Origin of the sequence: Anaerococcus sp. NML200574, from assembly GCF_026131665.1 — a bacterium.
In the GTDB taxonomy this organism is placed as follows: domain Bacteria; phylum Bacillota; class Clostridia; order Tissierellales; family Peptoniphilaceae; genus Anaerococcus; species Anaerococcus kampingae.
Map to the genome: position 1 here is coordinate 1 of NZ_JAMXSM010000002.1, position 18,452 is coordinate 18,452.

The 18,452-nt window shown below is 34.8% G+C and carries 19 protein-coding genes; 15 read left to right on the forward strand and 4 right to left on the reverse strand.

Going from position 1 to position 18,452, the window contains the following annotated elements; all coding sequences use genetic code 11:
• On the reverse strand, positions 1 to 2,524 hold a 2,524-nt coding region (locus tag NH286_RS00975), incomplete at its 3' end, for an Ig-like domain-containing protein (protein WP_265236171.1).
• Between the two features lie 302 nt (positions 2,525 to 2,826).
• Here NH286_RS00975 and NH286_RS00980 point away from each other — a divergent pair.
• Positions 2,827 to 3,615, forward strand: a complete 789-nt coding sequence (locus tag NH286_RS00980; RefSeq protein WP_265236173.1) for an EFR1 family ferrodoxin — start codon at positions 2,827 to 2,829, stop codon at positions 3,613 to 3,615.
• Positions 3,616 to 3,847: 232 nt separating this feature from the next.
• Positions 3,848 to 4,159 (forward strand): hypothetical protein, encoded by a 312-nt coding sequence (locus tag NH286_RS00985; RefSeq protein WP_265236175.1) that lies wholly within the window; start codon positions 3,848 to 3,850, stop codon positions 4,157 to 4,159.
• 74 nt (positions 4,160 to 4,233) lie between these two features.
• On the opposite strand, the gene NH286_RS00990 is transcribed toward NH286_RS00985, so the two are convergent.
• Both NH286_RS00990 and NH286_RS00995 read right to left on the reverse strand, forming a co-directional pair.
• On the reverse strand, positions 4,234 to 4,971 hold the full coding sequence (locus NH286_RS00990) for a class B sortase (RefSeq protein ID WP_265236177.1): 738 nt from the start codon (positions 4,969 to 4,971) through the stop codon (positions 4,234 to 4,236).
• Between the two features lie 11 nt (positions 4,972 to 4,982).
• Positions 4,983 to 5,177 (reverse strand): hypothetical protein, encoded by a 195-nt coding sequence (locus tag NH286_RS00995; protein ID WP_265236179.1) that lies wholly within the window; start codon positions 5,175 to 5,177, stop codon positions 4,983 to 4,985.
• Between the two features lie 216 nt (positions 5,178 to 5,393).
• On the opposite strand from NH286_RS00995, the gene modA reads away from it, so the two are divergent.
• Genes modA through NH286_RS01035 form a run of 8 tightly spaced genes read left to right on the forward strand, consistent with a single transcriptional unit; the run spans position 5,394 to position 11,213 of the window.
• On the forward strand, positions 5,394 to 6,245 hold the full coding sequence (gene modA / locus NH286_RS01000; RefSeq protein WP_265236181.1) for a molybdate ABC transporter substrate-binding protein: 852 nt from the start codon (positions 5,394 to 5,396) through the stop codon (positions 6,243 to 6,245).
• A complete protein-coding gene (gene modB, locus NH286_RS01005; protein WP_265236183.1) occupies positions 6,245 to 6,901 on the forward strand; it encodes a molybdate ABC transporter permease subunit in 657 nt (218 codons plus the stop codon). Before modA ends, modB begins: the two co-directional genes overlap by 1 nt.
• A complete protein-coding gene (locus tag NH286_RS01010; protein WP_265236185.1) occupies positions 6,901 to 7,941 on the forward strand; it encodes a sulfate/molybdate ABC transporter ATP-binding protein in 1,041 nt (346 codons plus the stop codon). Before modB ends, NH286_RS01010 begins: the two co-directional genes overlap by 1 nt.
• Positions 7,931 to 8,869, forward strand: a complete 939-nt coding sequence (gene moaA, locus NH286_RS01015) for a GTP 3',8-cyclase MoaA (RefSeq protein WP_265236187.1) — start codon at positions 7,931 to 7,933, stop codon at positions 8,867 to 8,869. Before NH286_RS01010 ends, moaA begins: the two co-directional genes overlap by 11 nt.
• Complete coding sequence (gene moaC, locus NH286_RS01020; protein WP_158698375.1) at positions 8,870 to 9,358, forward strand: cyclic pyranopterin monophosphate synthase MoaC; 489 nt, start codon at positions 8,870 to 8,872, stop codon at positions 9,356 to 9,358.
• Positions 9,339 to 9,770, forward strand: a complete 432-nt coding sequence (locus NH286_RS01025; RefSeq protein WP_265236189.1) for an MOSC domain-containing protein — start codon at positions 9,339 to 9,341, stop codon at positions 9,768 to 9,770. The genes moaC and NH286_RS01025 overlap by 20 nt, the downstream gene beginning before the upstream one ends.
• Positions 9,763 to 10,737, forward strand: a complete 975-nt coding sequence (locus tag NH286_RS01030; protein WP_265236191.1) for a molybdopterin-binding protein — start codon at positions 9,763 to 9,765, stop codon at positions 10,735 to 10,737. Before NH286_RS01025 ends, NH286_RS01030 begins: the two co-directional genes overlap by 8 nt.
• A complete protein-coding gene (locus NH286_RS01035; RefSeq protein WP_106460441.1) occupies positions 10,734 to 11,213 on the forward strand; it encodes a molybdenum cofactor biosynthesis protein B in 480 nt (159 codons plus the stop codon). Before NH286_RS01030 ends, NH286_RS01035 begins: the two co-directional genes overlap by 4 nt.
• A 51-nt stretch (positions 11,214 to 11,264) precedes the next feature.
• Here NH286_RS01035 and NH286_RS01040 read toward each other — a convergent pair whose 3' ends face one another.
• Positions 11,265 to 11,957: a GntR family transcriptional regulator gene (locus NH286_RS01040; RefSeq protein ID WP_265236194.1), complete on the reverse strand. Its 693-nt coding sequence runs from the start codon at positions 11,955 to 11,957 to the stop codon at positions 11,265 to 11,267.
• A gap of 201 nt (positions 11,958 to 12,158) precedes the next feature.
• Between NH286_RS01040 and dpaL the strand changes: the two genes are divergently transcribed.
• The 5 genes from dpaL (at position 12,159) to arcC (ending at position 18,427) form a co-directional block, all read left to right on the forward strand.
• Positions 12,159 to 13,400, forward strand: coding sequence for a diaminopropionate ammonia-lyase (dpaL, locus tag NH286_RS01045; protein WP_265236196.1), 1,242 nt, complete (start codon positions 12,159 to 12,161; stop codon positions 13,398 to 13,400).
• 28 nt (positions 13,401 to 13,428) lie between these two features.
• Positions 13,429 to 14,625, forward strand: a complete 1,197-nt coding sequence (ygeW, locus tag NH286_RS01050) for a knotted carbamoyltransferase YgeW (protein ID WP_265236198.1) — start codon at positions 13,429 to 13,431, stop codon at positions 14,623 to 14,625.
• Positions 14,626 to 14,637: 12 nt separating this feature from the next.
• Positions 14,638 to 15,975 (forward strand): YgeY family selenium metabolism-linked hydrolase, encoded by a 1,338-nt coding sequence (locus NH286_RS01055; protein WP_265236200.1) that lies wholly within the window; start codon positions 14,638 to 14,640, stop codon positions 15,973 to 15,975.
• 78 nt (positions 15,976 to 16,053) lie between these two features.
• Positions 16,054 to 17,469, forward strand: coding sequence for a sodium:solute symporter family protein (locus NH286_RS01060; RefSeq protein WP_265236201.1), 1,416 nt, complete (start codon positions 16,054 to 16,056; stop codon positions 17,467 to 17,469).
• Positions 17,470 to 17,494: 25 nt separating this feature from the next.
• Positions 17,495 to 18,427 carry a carbamate kinase gene (gene arcC / locus NH286_RS01065; RefSeq protein WP_265236203.1) on the forward strand — a complete coding sequence of 311 codons (933 nt, stop codon included), beginning with the start codon at positions 17,495 to 17,497 and terminating at the stop codon, positions 18,425 to 18,427.
• Positions 18,428 to 18,452: the final 25 nt, after the last annotated feature.

Here is an 18,452-nt window from a genome sequence, read left to right on the forward strand (position 1 = left end):
TCATCTTGCTTGTACCACCAGTAACATCACCATCTACTTTTTCTTCTTTGATAACTTTACCGTCTTTATCTAAAGTTCTGTAAACGTGGTGTTCTTGGAACTTACCAGTTTCTTCAATTGGTGTCCATTCTGTTTGAGTTTTTTCGTAAACGTAGGTGATTTCTTGAGTTACACCTGGTTTGTAGTTACCTGTAGCTTTAGAACCATCCTCATTAAATGTTGGACCTTCTACTGGTGTTTCTGTTCTCTTGTATTCAAAACCTTCTTTATCGATTTTACCAGTTGTATAAGTCATCTTGCTTGTACCACCAGTAACATCACCATCTACTTTTTCTTCTTTGATAACTTTACCGTCTTTATCTAAAGTTCTGTAAACGTGGTGCTCTTGGAACTTACCAGTTTCTTCTAGTGGTGTTTGACCTATTTCTTCTTTTTGATAGATATATGTTACTTCTTGTTTTTGATCAGCAATGTAAGCAGCTTCTTTTTCAGAACCGTCTTTATTAAATTGACCACCATTTGTAGATTTAACTTCAATTAGTTTATATCCTTTTCTATCAATTTTAGAAGTCTTGTAGTTTTCTTTTTCAGTTCCTGAAGTTTCATCTTTATTAACTTCATCATCTTTAACAATAGTACCGTCAAGTTTCTTTGTTTGATAGATGTGGTGTTCTTGGAATGAACCTTTTTTAGCTACTACAATATCTCTTTCGTAAATATAAGTTACTTCTTTTGTTTTACCTACTTCAAAGTTACCTTTTGTTATTTTTCCTTGAGCATCATAATCTGGATCATTTTTTGGTGCATTATTTCCTTCACCAATTTTTACAAAGTGATATCCTGGTATGTCATTTTTGTCTGTGTAATAGTATTCGTCAGCTGTACCTGATACAGTTGCTCCTGGAATTTCAAATCTGCTTGTTTCTTTTCCATTTTCTTTAGTTATATAAATATGATGTTCTTTAAAGTATCCTAAAGTTTCTTTTACACCTTCAGCATCTGTATTATTTTCTTGAACAGTATATGAGTTATCTAAGAATAAACTTGCATCCCTATCACCATATAAAGTTCCAATAGAGTATAGATTAGTATATTTGCCATCAATTTTATTGGCATGACCTTTAACTACAACTACATAAGGGCTATCAATTTTATTTCCACCTCCAAAGTCCATAGTAAACATAGGTTCACCTTTGAAGTCTCGGAATCCACCATGAGCATTTGTTGCTAGTTGAGCTCCTTTGGGATTTTCAATTACAGCATCTGGTAATTTTGCACCCTTAGGAAGTTTTTTAACTTCTATTTTTGTATTATTTTCTAAATAATCAATGCTTCTTGGCTTATCTGCATCATGAGGACTTGCAAGTATAAAGCCTACTTTACCAAATTCTCTACCATTTTGATCATTAGTAGAGGATGTATTAATTACTTTTGATTCTGGATTTAAATAAAATACTTGAGTAAACTCTCCAGTCTCAGGGTTAAATTCTGTAAACTGACTCTTACCATTAACATTTTCACTAGTTTCAGCATGGTATAATTTACCAAAATCAACATCAATATCTTTCTCAGCTTTTGCTTTCTCGCCAACGTTAATTTTGAAAGTTTGATTTCCAGAATTTTGTACAACATCTTTGTTTTCTTGAGCTGAGTTTATAATGTAAACTCTGGCATATTTCAAATCTTCTATATCTTTTGTAAAAGTATATTGGATAGTTTGTCTGTCTATTCTTTTAGCAGTTGCAATTATTTTATCACCAAATTTAACTGGTAGGGCATAATCTGTATCTGGTTCAAGACCTTTTAAACTCATGTTATCAGACAATTTTACTGAAAATGTGTCTCCTGCTTTAGTTCCTTCTGGTGTTGTAAAAGATACACCCCAAGTTAATTGCTCTCCGTTTCCTGCATTTAAAGTACCTGGGGTAGCTGTATTCTCAGTACGAATACTAACTCTAGGGTTTATAATATCATTACTAATATCTTTATGCTCTTCAGCTGAAACCCTATCATTTTCTTTATTGTCTTCTGGACTAATTTCAATACTATCTTTATTTTCTAAAGATTCTTTCTTATCTTCTTCTGCTGTTTTATCAGTATCTTCTTTATCTTCTACTAATTTATCATCAGATTCTTTTTCAATATCAGCTGTTTGAGCTTCTTTTTCTTCTTCAATTACTGGTGCTTCAGTTTCTGTAACTTCTTCTACTGGTGTTGCTTCTTTTTCATCTACTGCAAGATCTTCTTCTTTTACTTCTGTAGGTACTTCTTTTTTCTCTGCTTTGGCAGCATCTTCTTTTACTACAGGAGCTTCTTCAGTTTCTTGTTCTTGGTTTGTTTCTTCTGTTACTACTGCTGGTTCGTCAATAGCTTCATCAGCTAGAGCTACGCTAGGGGATACTAGCATTGCGTATCCTAGTACGCATGATACAAGACCTATAGATAGTTTTCTTGTGCCATACCTTGGTTTCCTACTGGCTGATTTTTGTTTTTTCTTTTGTATAATTTCTTCAAATTTACTCAAATCATTTCCTCCGTTTATTGTTACTCATGGAAAGTATTTAAACTTCCATTTATATACTGATATCTTACTTGCTTAAGCCTATATTTCAATTTTTTTATAGCAATAAATATCTTTAAAATATTAATTATTCCTGCTAAGCTCGCATTATCATGTTTTGAAAGACTTTGTTGACTTATTAACCGATAAATATTTTTTATCATTTTTATGAGGATTGTTATGCTAATTAAGTCAGACATAGTTTGAAATAATTAGATGAAAAACTAGTATAATTAATTTATAATAATTAACTTAAGGAGGGGTTGATGATTTTATATTTTTCAGGCACTGGCAATAGTGAGTATCTAGCTAGGAACATGGCTTCTTGTCTTGATGATCAGCTTATAGATTTATTTACATATATTAAAGAAGGAAAGAGTGGGATATTTGACAGTGATGAACCTTTTGTATTAGTGTCTCCTACATATTCTTGGAGGCTACCTAGGTTTTTATCAGAATTTTTGACTACTTGCACCTTTAAGGGGTCTAAGGATTTTTATGTGCTTATGACCTATGGTGATTCTTGTGGCAATGCCTATAAGTATATAGAAAAAGATATGGATAAGCTAGGCCTAAACTTTATGGGCCTTTATGGGATTAAGATGCCAGAAAATTATATCTTGCTATTTGACCTAGATTCTGATGACCTTAATAAAAAAATAATTGCTGATGGCATTAGAGAAGTAGGGAAAATAGCCACTTATATAAAAAACAAGCAAGCCTTCCCTAAGAAGGGAGTTGGCCTTGTTGGTAAATTTCAGTCAAGTATCATAAATCCTATTTTTTTCAAGTTTATAGTTAAGGATAAGAAATTTTATGCGACTGACAAGTGCATATCTTGCGGGCTTTGTTCTAAGGCCTGTGTTTTAAATAATATAAGTTATAAGGATGGCAGACCGGTTTGGAATGGTAGATGCACTCATTGCTCTGCCTGTATTTCGAAATGCCCTAAGGATGCTATTGAATATGGCAAGAAAACTAAGGGGAAGAAGAGGTATTTAGTAAGTAAATTACTAGATAATAAGAATCAACATAACGATAAAAAATGTAATTAGTTATATGTTTATTGTTAACTTATATAAAACAATGTTTAGATATGGTAGAGTTTTGTAGACTAGAATTTTTTAGATGGCCATTTGTCAAAAAAATGCCAAATTTTATCAAATCATGATTAATTTATTTGCCACTGGGTATATATAAAATAGCTAGCATAGAGCCTAGCTTATAACAACTTATGTCTTATGACAGACTTAGATAATAAATTTTAATCTAATCTAAGGAGGATATATGAAACTATTTGATTTTACAGATAAAGAACAAGATGAAATAAAAAAAGGACTTGCGACAGCAGAAATAAGTGAGGAAGAAGCAGGTCAAAAAATATTGGACTTAGTTCCAGAGGAATGGATTAAGAAAATTCCATTTTTTGTTAGAAACCATTCTACAAGTAAGACTATAGAAAGGATCGCAAATGAGTTCCCTGACCTATATGAAGTTGCTAAAAGGCCTGGTGACCTTCCAGAAAAGGAGAGGGAAGAACTAAGGAAGATTATTACAGATATATTTAAGGAAAAGATGGCAAAACATAACATTAAATAGATTTACTTTTTAAATTTATAAGATAATAGTCGAATATTAAGTCAATAATTATGGCAAAAAAATAGCATCTAGCTTTACTGGATGCTTTTTAAATTCTTATTTTCTACGACTGTTAAGACTAGTAGCCTAGAGTTTTCCCTTTCGTAGGTACATGTTATAAGGCTAATTAGCTTATCTTCATTTTTTAATTCATAAGATATATCATAAACTGCTTTATCTTTCAAAAAGTTATAGAGTTCTTTTCTTTTTTCAAAATCATCAAAGATTCTTGGGTCGATTTCTGTATCGCCTGATATGATTGCTGCAATAACTGCCTTTGTTTTAAACTCGTTTGTTACAGTAAAGAAGCTAAAGCCAGTATCTTTTGGGTTTTCTTTAAAGGTATTTAGGCTTCCGAACATGGTCCCGTTATTTGTTGTGTGGCCATAAATTAAGATGAAATCATCATCTAAGCTCTTATTTCGAAAGTCCATAAATACAGCACCCATTGGGTTTATTTGGCCATCAGCTGAAGTGTGGAGGTATTTTTCGTTATCTCCACACCTTACCAATGGATAATCAATCCTGCCCTCATCTGACCTTATCCATGCAAGGATTTCTGGGTTGATTGCCTTAAGCTTATCAAAGTCAATCTGGCTTTGATAGGTATTATTTTTACTTGGTCTAGGTATAGATGAGGTTTTTATTTCCTTATAGATTTGGATTGATTCTTTTTCCTTATGACAAGTTTTGATATATGAAAAAACTTGGTAGGCGAAAAATATCGCCAAGCTTATTATTATAATGTTTAATAAGTTTTTAAGTTTTTTCATATATTCCTTCTTTACTTATCTTCTAGTTTCTTTCTGATACATCCTGCAAAAGCTAAGAGTAATCCACTTATATACATCATTGATAAATCACTTACAGATCCAGTTTTTGGAATCTTGTAAGTTTTATGTGTACCTCTATGAGTCTTATGAGTTGGATCATTCTTTTTATTTGTAATCTTTGGCTCTTCAGGAGGTAATACCAGCACAGGCGGGAGTGATCCCAGTTTTGACATAGGTGCTTATTAACAACTAGCTATTTCTAGTGCAATCGAGTCTTAGCTAGTTAATTATTTTTAAATTTATTAAGCTTTGAATTTTCGAAAGTTATTTAAGTTAAAAATACATCTTTTTATATTTATCGCTTAAAAAATATGATATAATAAATCAGATGGTAGTCTATTTTTTGATTTTAGGGAGGGATTATGAAAAGATATATCAGAATTGTAGCTATGTCTTTACTTTACGGCCTTGTTTTTGTGGGCTGTGGGGCTAAGGGTAATGATGCTAAGGATGTTAAAGTGGATGCGAAAACTGAGTTGGACCAAGTGAATAAGGAAGATAAGAAGAGTTTGACTGTTTTTGCGGCAGCTTCTATGACTGAGTCTTTGACCGAGATTAAGGATGAGTTTGAAAAGGAAAACCCTGGTGTTAACCTTGTTTTTAACTTTGATTCTTCAGGTACTCTTAAAAGCCAAATTGCTGAGGGAGCAGCCTGCGATGTCTTTATTTCTGCAGCTAGCAAGCAAATGGATGAATTAGATCCTACTAGTGGTAAGAAGGATTCTGACCTTGAGATTGATCCTGATTCACGTTTTAACCTTCTTGAAAATGAAGTGACTCTTGCAGTAAAGGAAGATTCTAGTAAAGATATCAAGTCTTTTGAGGATTTAAATACTAATCTTGTTGAAACTATTGCCCTAGGTAATGCTGATGTTCCTGTTGGACAATATTCTGAATCTCTTCTTAAGAATATGGGCATTTGGGATGCCATCAAAGGCAAAATTACTTTTGGGTCAAATGTTAAGGAAGTTACATCTTGGATTAGCGAAGGTGCTGTTGATTGTGGAATTATCTACTCTACAGACGCAAAGGCTGCTGGTCTTAAGATTGTAGCTAAGGCTGATCCAACCTTACTTGATAAGAAAGTAATATACCCTGCGGCTGTTCTTAAAGATAGCAAAAATAGGGAAGATGCTGATAAGTTTATATCTTTTCTTAATAGCGATAAGGCTAGGGAAATCTTTGAAAAATATGGATTTAAACAGGCTGAATAATGGATTTATTTCCTTTATATAATTCTATAAGAATTGCCACAATTTCAACAGTTTTTATATTTTTCCTTGGAATATTTTTAGCTTATAAGATCAAAGAGCTACCACGAACGCTTAAGGGCATACTCGATGTGATTTTGACTATGCCTTTAGTCCTTCCGCCTACAGTTCTTGGTTTTTTTCTTTTAAAAATATTGGGACCAAATAATTTTTTTGGTAAATTTTTAGGAAATTTTGATATCAAACTGATTATGAATTGGCAGGCTGCAGTTGTAGCTGGAATCCTTGTCGGATTTCCTCTTATGTATAGGACAAGCAGGGGGGCTTTTGAGGCCTTTGATGAAAACTTAAGCTTTGCCGCCCAAACCCTTGGCAAATCTAATACCTGGATATTTTGGAGAATAATACTTCCTAATTGCAAGGAGGAGATTATTGCTGGAATAATTTTATCTTTTGCAAGAGCCCTTGGTGAATATGGAGCTACTAGCATGGTTTCTGGTTTCATTCCAAATAAGACTGCTACCATTTCTACTACAGTTTACCAGTTGTGGAGGATTGGCCAAGACCAAATGGCCTATAGGTGGGTTATGATTAATGTTTTAATATCCTTTGTTGTTTTGATTTCTATAAATTTATTTGAGAAAAGGAAGTCTTCTTGATGTTAGAGTGTAAGATTAAAAAAACTTTTAAAAATTTTTATCTGGATACAGATTTTGTTATGGAAGATTCAAGGCTTGGACTTTTAGGTCCTTCAGGTTCTGGGAAAAGCTTGACTTTAAAGGCGATAGCAGGTCTTATTAAGCCTGATTCAGGAAAGATTATCCTTAATTGCAGGACTCTTTTTGATTCCGAAAAGAAAATTAATCTAAAGCCTCAAGAAAGACGTGTTGGTTTTCTTTTTCAAGACTATGCTCTATTTCCTAATTTTACAGTCAAGGAGAATGTTATAGCCGGTTTCAGGGATCAAAATACAGTTGACATCGAAGAAAAATTAAATGAAATGAGAATCTTCCATATTAAGGATAAGTATCCGGACCAAATTTCTGGTGGAGAAAGGCAGAGGACAGCTCTTTGTAGGATTCTAGTTAATAACCCTGAAATCCTTCTCCTTGATGAACCATTTTCTGCCTTGGATGAATATTTGAGGTCAGAAATTGAAGAAGAAGTTATTAAATTTATTGATACTTACAAGCTTAAAACTATTCTAGTTAGCCATAACAAGGAAGAGGTCTACAGGATATGTGAAAGTATCGTAAGTATTAGCTCTGGCAAGACTAATTCTGTTAAGGATAAATCTGAGTTTTTTGAAAATCCTAGCAATATTGTTGAGGCTAAGCTTATTGGAATTAAGAACTTTTCGACTTTTGTTACTAAAGATAATGAGATTTTCCTTAAAGCTTGGGGTATATCTATAAGGACGAGTCGTAAATTTAATGGAAATATAATCGCTATTACGGATAAGGCCATGGACCTAAGCAATCAACCTATTAGTGAAGAATCTATTAGGATTGAATCTTATCGCCTAATTGAAAATATAAATTCTTGCCTTATTATTTATAATAAAGATGTTCAAATTTATGACAATCTAAAGATTGAAATTAGCAAAGAAGACTATAATAAACTTAAAGACGGACCGATTTTTTTAACAATAAGTGAGGAAGCTCTTATTTGCTTGAAAGAGGGACAAAATGAAAGATAAATTTGGAAGGGAAATTTCATACTTAAGAATATCTGTCACTGACAGGTGTAATTTTAGGTGCAAATATTGCATGGGTGATAGAGGAATAGACCTTCTAAAGCATGAAGATATCCTATCTTTTGAGGAAATTTGCCAGACTGTTGAGATAATGGTAGGCCTTGGCATAAAGAAAATCAGGCTAACTGGCGGTGAGCCCTTTGCAAGACGTGGTCTAATGGACCTTGTAGAAATGCTAGCTAAAATTGATGGTATTGAAGATTTGGCCATAACCACAAACGGATCAATGGTCTATGACAAGCTTGAGAGGCTTAAAGAATTAGGGATTTCAAGGCTTAACTTTAGTCTGGATACCTTAGATAGGGAAAAATTTAAGCAAATTACTAAATCTGATGGATTTGACGAGTTAATTAGATCGATTAATAAGGCAATAGATTTAGGTTTTAAGGTTAAGATAAATGTTGTTCTTATAAAAGGATTTAATGATAATGAGATTTCAGATTTTGTAGCTCTAACTAAAGATAAGCCAATCGAAGTAAGGTTTATTGAACTGATGCCAATTGGTGCTGATCTTGCTTTTGATAAAAATAATTACAAGGAAAATTCAACTTTACTTAAAGATTATGAAAAGAAAGACCTTGGCTTTGATGGGGTTTCAAGGACTTATAAAATTAATGGCCATATGGGAAAAGTTGGCCTAATTTCACCCCTTAGCCATAAATTTTGTGGTGATTGCAACAGGATTAGGCTTACATCAGATGGTAAACTTAAGGCCTGCCTGCATTCAAAGGATGAAATTTCTATAAAGGGCTTGTCTAGGCCTGATAAGGAAAGGCTAATCAAAGCTACAATTTATAATAAACCCCAAAGTCATAAGCTAGATGAGAGTGGTTCAGAAAGTGCTCGAACAATGAGCTCGATTGGAGGATAGATGGATAAATTTACGCACTTAGATGAAAATGGTAGAGCAAGGATGGTCGATGTTTCTAATAAGAAATCCACCGATAGACTTGCCCTTGCTACAGGCAAGGTTTTTTTAAATGACAAAACCTATACCATGGTCAAAAATCAAGAAATTCAAAAGGGAGATGTTCTAACAGTTGCTAAGGTTGCTGGAATTATGGCGGCTAAGAATACTTCAAATTTAATTCCCATGTGTCATCCTATCAATCTTACATCAGTCGATATTGAATTTAAGATGGATGATGAGAGAAAAGTCATAGAAATATTTGCAAGGGCAATGTTAAATGCAAAGACTGGGGTAGAGATGGAAGCTCTCACAGCAGTAAGCGTGACTGCTCTAACAATTTATGATATGTGCAAGGCCGTACAAAAAGATATAGAAATTGGTGAAATCAAGCTTCTTAGAAAAACAGGTGGCAAGAGTGGAGACTACAAAAATGAAAGTTATATCGGTTAATATCAGCGAAAAAAAGGGGACGATTAAGACTCCAGTTCCAAGTATTACCCTTAAGAAAAACCACGGAATTATCGGTGATGCCCACGCTGGAAATTGGCATAGGCAGGTATCGCTCTTAGCAATTGAGTCTTTAAATAAAATGAAAGAGAAAATTCCTAGTTTAAAACCTGGAGATTTTGCTGAAAATATAATGACAGAGGGAATTACCATCCATACCTTGTCTATTGGGACAATTCTTGAGATAGGTGAATGTGAGCTTGAAGTTACTCAAATTGGCAAAGAATGCCATAAGGGTTGTGAGATTAGAAATCTTACAGGCGAGTGCATTATGCCAACTGAGGGGATTTTTGCTATAGTCAAAAAAGAAGGAGTAATTTTTCCAGAAGATAAAATAAGGATAAAAAATGATTAAGAAGATAAGAGTTGAAGATGCTATTGGCTTGCCTCTTCTTCATGACCTTACAGCAATCATGGAAGATGGTTTTAAGGGTGTGAAATTTAAGAGGGGTCATATCGTAAAAGAGGCTGACATAGAAGAACTTAAAAATATTGGCAAAGATCACATATATGTAGGAGAATTAGAAGAAAATCAAGTCCACGAAGAAGATGCAATTAGTGCGATTGGCCCACTTCTTGCTGGCTCTAATATTGAAATATCAGAAGTTAGCGAGGGTAAAATCAACCTTTCAAGCAAGGAGGAAGGACTTTTTATAATCGACAGGAAGCTTTTAAGAGCTATAAATGAAATTGGAGATTATACAATTACCTGCAAAAAATCCTATATAAGGGTAGAGCCTCACGATAAGCTTGTAGGGGCAAGGATTGTCCCACTTTGGACAGATAAATGGCAAGTAGAGAAGGCTAAGGAAATCTTAAATGCTGGTCCAGTTTTCGAAGTAAAAGAATTTAAAAAACTAAAAGTAGGATGCATCATAACAGGTGATGAAGTTTATTATGGTAGGATAAAAGATGCCTTTAGGCCTGTTTTGGAAGAAAAACTAAGTCACTTTGATACCCAAATCTTGGGCTTTGAATTTTTACCTGACGATGAAGAGAGACTTGTTGAAACTTATAAGAAATTTAAAGATGCTGGTGCAGATCTTGTAATATTTACAGGTGGAATGAGCGTAGATCCTGATGATATAACACCTAGAGCAATAAGAAAAACAGGAGCAGAGGTCATTGTTCAAGGAATCCCTATGCAACCAGGCAATATGCTGATGGTTGCAAAGGATGATAAAACTTATCTAATGGGAGTACCAGGAGCAAGTATCCATTCAAAGATAACAAGCTTTGACTTCTTCCTTCCTAGGATATTTGCAGGACTTGACCTTAAAAAAGAAGATTTCCTGGAAATGGCTGAGGGAGGACTCTTGTGATTTTTACAGCAGGAGTAATCACTATTTCTGACAGGGCATCAGCTGGAATCTACGAAGATAAGAGCGGGAAAGTCTTAGTTGATTTATTAAAAGATTTTGACTTTGAAGTAAAAAAATACGAGATAATATCAGATGACTTTGATAAGATTAAGGAAAAACTTATCAAATATTCAGATGAAGAAATTTCTTTGATTTTAACAAGCGGGGGAACTGGTTTTGCCCAAAGGGATATAACACCAGAAGCAAGCCTAGACGTCTTTGATAAGAGATGCCCAGGTATAAGCGAAGCAATAAGGAATCAATCAGCAAAAATAACACCTATGGCCTATCTTTCTAGGGCTGAGGCGGGTATAAGAAATAAAAGTCTGATAATAAATTTCCCAGGAAGTCCTAAGGCTTGTAGGGAAAATTTTGAAATAATAAAAAGCTTTTTAATTCATGGGCTTGAGACTATAGCTGGAATAGATAGGCATTAAAAGAGAACCTCTCATCATCACAAATTTGGTGAGAGGTTTTTTTATATGTTGTTAATTCTCGACATTTAACAACTTACTAATTTTTTCTATAGACTTATCAGAAATGGTTGTAGTCCAATTTTCCTTAAGGGCTGCTAGTGATTTTTCTAAATTTCTTTGTCTTAGGCAATCAATTAATATAGCGTGTTCATCGTAGGTTGATGGTGGGATTTTAGAGTCCTTTACCCTATAAAAAGCAATTTCAAATCTTTTTATTCTTTTTTTAAGTCTATCTAGAATTGGTTTTATTTCTTTATTTTTAGATACAGAAATAAGATGGTCGTGAAAATCATAATCTAGTTCAATTACTGCCATAATATTTTCTTTTAGGTGCTGAATCTTAATCTGTTCATTAATAGCTTCTAGGGTATCTACAAATTGATCATCTATTTTAGAAAAATTTTCCCTAAGGGCAAAGCTTTCCAATTCATAGACTAGGTGGTAGATATCCTTAAGTCTTTCTACCTTGATAGGGGCAACCATGGTCCATTGGTTGGCCTTGCTTATAACTAGGTCCTCGTTTTCTAGTTTTAGGATTGCTTCCCTAATTGGAGTCCTAGAAATACCTAATTCTTCAGATAAATCTGCTATTTTAAGCTGGGTATATGGCTTGAGATTTCCATTAATTATCTGATCGTGAAGTATATTATAGGCTTGGTCTTTTACGAAAGTTCTTTTGATTTTACTGGTTTTATTATTAGTCATTTTAATTCCTTTCCTAATTAATTTTACCATAAATATGAAAACGTTGATAAATTATTTGACAATATGTAAATTAGGTTTTATAATATAAGTGATATATCACATACCACTTATATTTATTATGGCTTAAGATATGGAATTTGCAAATCCCGACTTAAGGGCTAAGTGAAGGATGTATCGATAAATAATCGAAAGGATGTAATTTTGGAAGAGAGATATAACATAGTACTAAACGATATTAGTAATAGAGAAAAGGCTTCCCTAGATTTTATAAATGAGGAAGTTGTAAACACAGCGCAAAAATTTCATGAGAGTTTCCCTGATTATGAGCCAACTCCACTTGTAAGACTAAAAAACTTAGCTAAGCAATTTGGCGTAAAAGACATATTTGTAAAGGATGAATCTTATAGGTTTGGCCTTAATGCTTTCAAAGTTTTGGGTGGATCATTTGCTATAGGCAAGTACATAGCTGATAAGTTGGGAGTAGATATCGAAGACCTATCATTTGAGAAAATGATTTCAGATGAGGTGAGGGAAAAACTTGGAGAGATAACCTTTGTAACAGCTACAGATGGTAACCACGGAAGAGGAGTAGCATGGACTGCTCACCAATTAAAACAAAAATGCGTTGTACTCATGCCAGATGGATCAGCACTTGAAAGACGTGATAACATAAGAGCCCTTGGCGCTGAATGTGAGATAATGGAAGGCCTAAACTACGATGCCTGCGTACGTCTTGCAAGCAAAAATGCTGATGAAAAAGGCTGGGTCATGGTTCAAGATACAGCTTGGGAAGGTTATGAGAAAATCCCTACATGGATAATACAAGGTTATGCAACCTTAGCAAAAGAAGCTAACGATCAATTAAAAGAACTTGGACTTAAACCAAGTCACGTATTTGCTCAAGCAGGTGTAGGTTCATTTGCAACTGGGGTAACCGGTTACTTCTCATCAGTTTATAAGGGAGAAGAAAAACCATTTATAAGTGTAGTAGAACCAGAAAAAGCAAACTGTAACTTTATCACAGCTAAGGCAGATGATGGCAAGATTCACAATGTAACTGGCAAGATGGATACAATAATGGCAGGTCTTGCTTGTGGTGAACCAGTAACAGTTGGCTGGCCAGTTCTACATTCTTATGCAGACGCGTTTTTGTCAGTACCTGATAATTCAGCAGCAAGAGGAATGAGAATTCTAGGCAATCCTCTAAAAGATGATAAGAAAATAATCTCTGGTGAAAGTGGAGCAGCAACAATGGGTCCTCTTTCAGAAATCCTACAAAGAAAAGACTTAGAAGAAATCAAAAAAGATTTAAAACTAGACGAAAATTCAGTAATTCTTTTAATCTCTACTGAAGGAGATACAGATTACGAACACTATCTAAGAGTAGTTTGGGATGGAATATATCCAAACGAAGCAGAATACAAATACACAATTCAAAGATAATAAAAATAATAAATATAAGGAGAGAAAAATGACACAAGAAATCAAAAAATTAATTGACGAACTACAAGAACTAGACCACAAGAACCTATTTGGTGATGACTTCTTTCATACATGGGATAAATCACAAGACGAACTAAAAGCTATCTGGAAAACAGCTGACATCCTAAGAGCAATGAGAGAAGAAAACATCTCTCCAAAAATATTTGATTCTGGACTTGGAATCTCATTGTTTAGAGATAACTCAACAAGAACAAGATTCTCATTTGCTTCAGCTTGTAACCTACTTGGTCTAGAAGTACAAGACCTAGACGAAGGCAAAAGCCAAATTGCTCACGGTGAAACAGTTAAAGAAACAGCAAACATGATCTCATTCATGGCAGATGTAGTAGGTATAAGAGATGACATGTATATAGGTAAGGGCTATAAATACATGAAAGACTTTTCAGAATATGTTCAAGAAGGATATGATGACGGAGTTCTAGAACAAAGACCAACCCTAGTAAACCTACAATGTGACATCGACCACCCAACCCAATCAATGGCAGACCTTAACCACGTAATTCACGAATTTGGTGGAATAGAAAACCTAAAGGGTAAAAAAGTAGCAATGACATGGGCATACTCACCATCATATGGTAAACCATTATCAGTTCCACAAGGTATATCAGGCTTATTTACAAGACTTGGAATGGATGTAGTATTAGCTCACCCAGAAGGATACGAAATAATGCCAGAAGTAGAAGAAATAGCTAGAAAGAACGCTGAAGAATACGGCGGAAGCTTCACAGTAACAAACTCAATGGAAGAAGCTTTCAAAGACGCTGACATAGTATATCCTAAATCTTGGGCACCATTTGCAGCTATGGAAGAAAGAACAAAACTATATGGCGAAGGCGACCAAAAGGGAATAGACGAATTAGAACAAAGACTTCTTGAACAAAACAAAGACCACATGGATTGGGAATGTACAGAAGAAATGATGAAGCTAACAAAAGATGGTAAAGCTTTATACATGCACTGCCTACCAGCAGATATCACAGGCGTATCTGCAGAACATGGTGAAGTAGCTGAATCAGTATTTGATAGATATAGAGTTCCTCTATATAAAGAAGCAAGCTTCAAACCATACATCATAGCAGCAATGATTCTTCTACAAAAGATAGAAAATCCAGAAGAAAAACTAAGAGAACTAGTAGACAAAGCAAACAAAAGATTAGACAAATAAGAGGAGAATACAATGACAGAATTTAAAAATATTGATTTTGAAGCTATAAAGACAAAAGCAGGCGAATACAAAGAAGACATGGTAGCTTTCCTAAGAGATTTAATCAAATTAAAAGGTGAATCTTGTGAAGAAGGCGACAAGGCTAAAAGAATAAAAGAAGAAATGGAAAAAGTAGGCTTTAACAAAGCTTGGATTGATGGCCAAGGAAACGTATTAGGCGAAATGGGTGAAGGTAAAACACAAATCGCTTTTGACGGCCACATAGATACAGTAGGTATCGGAAATATTGATAACTGGGAATTTGATCCATATGATGGCTTTGAAGATGAAAATCTTATAGGTGGACGTGGTGGTTCTGACCAATTAGGTGGACCAGTAGCTGCAGTATACGGAGCAAAAATCCTTAAAGATTTAGGCTACCTAAATGAAGACTACAGAGTACTAGTAACAGGAACAGTTCAAGAAGAAGACTGTGATGGTAACTGCTGGCTATACATGATCGAACAAGAAGGCATCAGACCAGAATTTGTCGTATCAACAGAACCAACAGACGGCGGAATCTACAGAGGCCAAAGAGGAAGAATGGAAATGAGAGTGGACGTACAAGGTGTATCATGCCACGGATCAGCTCCAGAAAGAGGAGATAACGCAATCTACAAGATGGCAGACATCCTTAAGGAAATCGAAGCATTAAACGAAAACCCAGCAGATGATTCAGTAGAAATCAAAGGTCTAGTAAAAATGCTAGATGAAAAATACAATCCAGAATACAAAGAAGCAAACTTCCTAGGACGTGGAACAGTAACAACAAGCCAAATCTTCTACACATCTCCATCAAGATGTGCAGTAGCAGACTCATGCTCAATCTCACTAGATAGAAGAATGACAGCTGGTGAAACATGGCAGTCTTGTATAAAAGAAATCGAAGACCTACCATCAGTTAAAAAACATGGTGCAAAAGTATCTATGTATGACTATAAGAGAGCAAGCTGGACAGGTCTTGAATATGAACAAGAAGCTTACTTCCCAACATGGGTAATTCCAGAAGATCACAAGGTAACAAAAGCTCTAGAAGACGCTTATAAGAACCTATACGGTGATAAGAGAATAGCTCCTCCAATAGCAAAAGAAGAAGAAAAAAGAGCAGCTCGTCCATTAACAGATAAATGGACCTTCTCAACAAACGGTGTTGCTATAATGGGTCGTCACAACATCCCAACAATAGGATTTGGACCAGGAGCAGAGGACCAAGCTCACGCACCAAACGAAGTAACATTCAAACAAGACCTAGTAACATGTGCAGCAGTATACGCAGCTCTTCCATTAGTATACACACAAGAAAATAAATAATAAAAGGAGGAGAACTTCAAAATGAAGTTCTCCAATCCTAAATAACCCTACAAGTCTTTATTATACGAGGAGACAACAATGCAAATTCAAGTAGTACCAGTAATTATTTTAGTATTCTATGTTGTTGGGATGTTCAGCATAGGATTTCTAGTAAATAAGTTTTTTATAAAAGATAGCACTGATTATATGGTGGCAGGAAGACAAATGGGAGTATTGATGGTTGCATGTTCTCTATCAGCTAACAATGTTGGAGGTGGCTCTACAACGGGAGTTGCAACGAAGGCATTTGCTGGATGGGGATTATCAGCAGCATGGTATGTTATAGCAGCAGCTGTGGCCATGGTACCTCTGTCATACTTTGCACCTAAAATTAGAAAGACCATGGCAGTAACAATTCCAGAAGTTGTACATAGAAGATTTGGTTCATTTGCATCATCTATAACTGCCATATTAAATATAAGTTCTTTAATTTGCTTAACAGCAAGTCAGATATTGGCTTCGGCAGTTGTAATATCATCTATTACAAATATTCCACAAAACGTTTGCTTGTTGATTGCGGCAATCGTAATTGCTGTATATACTTCAATGGGAGGTATGATGGCAGATGGAATTGCAGATATAATTCAATTTTTTGTTATATTGATAGGTTTAGCAATAGCTGTTCCTTTTATAATTAATGGAATAGGTGGTATAGAAAGACTGCAACATGACTTGCCTCCAGTAGAGCTTAACTTTTTTAAAGTTGGGATTCCAACCATATTAAGCTTAATCTTTAACTATTTTTGTACGTTTATTTCAGGACCAGAAATATCTGGTAGATTTGCTGGATCTAAAAATGAAGATGCTACCAGGAAGTCATCTTTGTTATCAGCATTATTCATGGTGTTAATGGCGTTTTTGCCAACAGTTATTGGCTTATGTGCATTAGCAGAAAACCCAGGACTAGATGGTGGTCAGGGAACTAGTGCTCTAATGTGGGCAACAAGTACTTACGCCCCGGGTATAGTAACAGGAATTGTATCGGCCTCAATTGTAGCCGCTACAATGTCAAGTGCTGACTCGAATTTATTGTGTTCATCTACTATATTAATTAAGGATATCTATCAAAGATTTATTAATCCAGATGTAGACGATTCCAAACTTATAAGATATACTAGAATTAGCAATATTACAATTTGTATACTTGCTACATTAATATCTTTATTTAAGATACCAATTCTTACGCTCAACTTATTTGCGTTTGCTTTGAGATCAGCTGGGCCTTTTGCAGCATATGCACTTGGATTGGTAGTACCAAAGGCAACAAAAAATTCAGGAATATATTCAATAATTGTAGGTTCTATAACTGTAATAATTTGGCAAGTATTAAACGCACCATTTGGAATACTTCCTGTAGTATTTGGTTCCTTATGTGGGGTTATAACTTTTATGTTGGTAACATATATTGAGTCAAGTAAGGGAGTTGAGCCAGCTCCTTCACCATATATTGATTGATTTAAAAATATTAGAAGGAAGTTTAATGAATAAAAAAATATTAGTAGCTCTTGGGGGTAATGCCTTAGGTAATACCCCTACTGAGCAAAAAGAAGCGGTAAAGATAACAGCATCTGCAATAGCAGATCTAGTTAAAGATGGTTATAAGATAATAGTATGCCACGGCAATGGACCACAAGTAGGCATGATAAAACTTGCCATGAGTGCTGGAAGAAGTATAAATGACAAGGTTCCTTATATGCCATTTGCAGAATGTGGGGCTATGAGCCAGGGCTATATTGGCTACCACCTACAAAATGCACTTGAAAATGAGTTTATAAAAGAGAAAATCGAAAATCCAGTGGTTAGTCTTGTAAGCCAAGTAATGGTAGATGCTGAAGATCCAGCTTTTTCTAATCCAACTAAGCCAATAGGAGATTTTTATAGCGAGGAAGAAGCTAAAAAATTAGAAGAAGAACATGGCTTTGTTATGAAGGAAGATGCTGGTCGTGGTTATAGAAGGGTAATTGCAAGTCCAAAACCTGTTGATATAGTAGAAAAAAGAGCTATAACAACCTTATACAATAGTGGTTGTGTAGTTGTAGCAGCAGGCGGTGGCGGAATTCCTGTAATCATGGAAAATGATGAATATGTTGGAGTTGATGCAGTAATTGATAAGGACTTTTCATCAGCTAAATTAGCAGAGCTAGTAGATAGTGATGTGCTTGTAATTTTAACAGCTGTTGAAAAGGTTGCCATTAACTTCGGCAAGGAAAATCAAGAAGACCTTGATAAACTTAGTGTAGAAGAGGCGCAAAAATATATAGGAGAAGACCAATTTGCAAAAGGTTCAATGCTACCAAAAATTGAAGCAGCATTAGAATTTGTAACAAGCAAAGATGGTAGGAAAGCAGTGATAACAAGCTTAGAAAATGCCAAAGATGCCCTAAGCGGCAAGACAGGTACTTGGATAGGTTAAGGAGAAAACCCCATATAATTTCAAA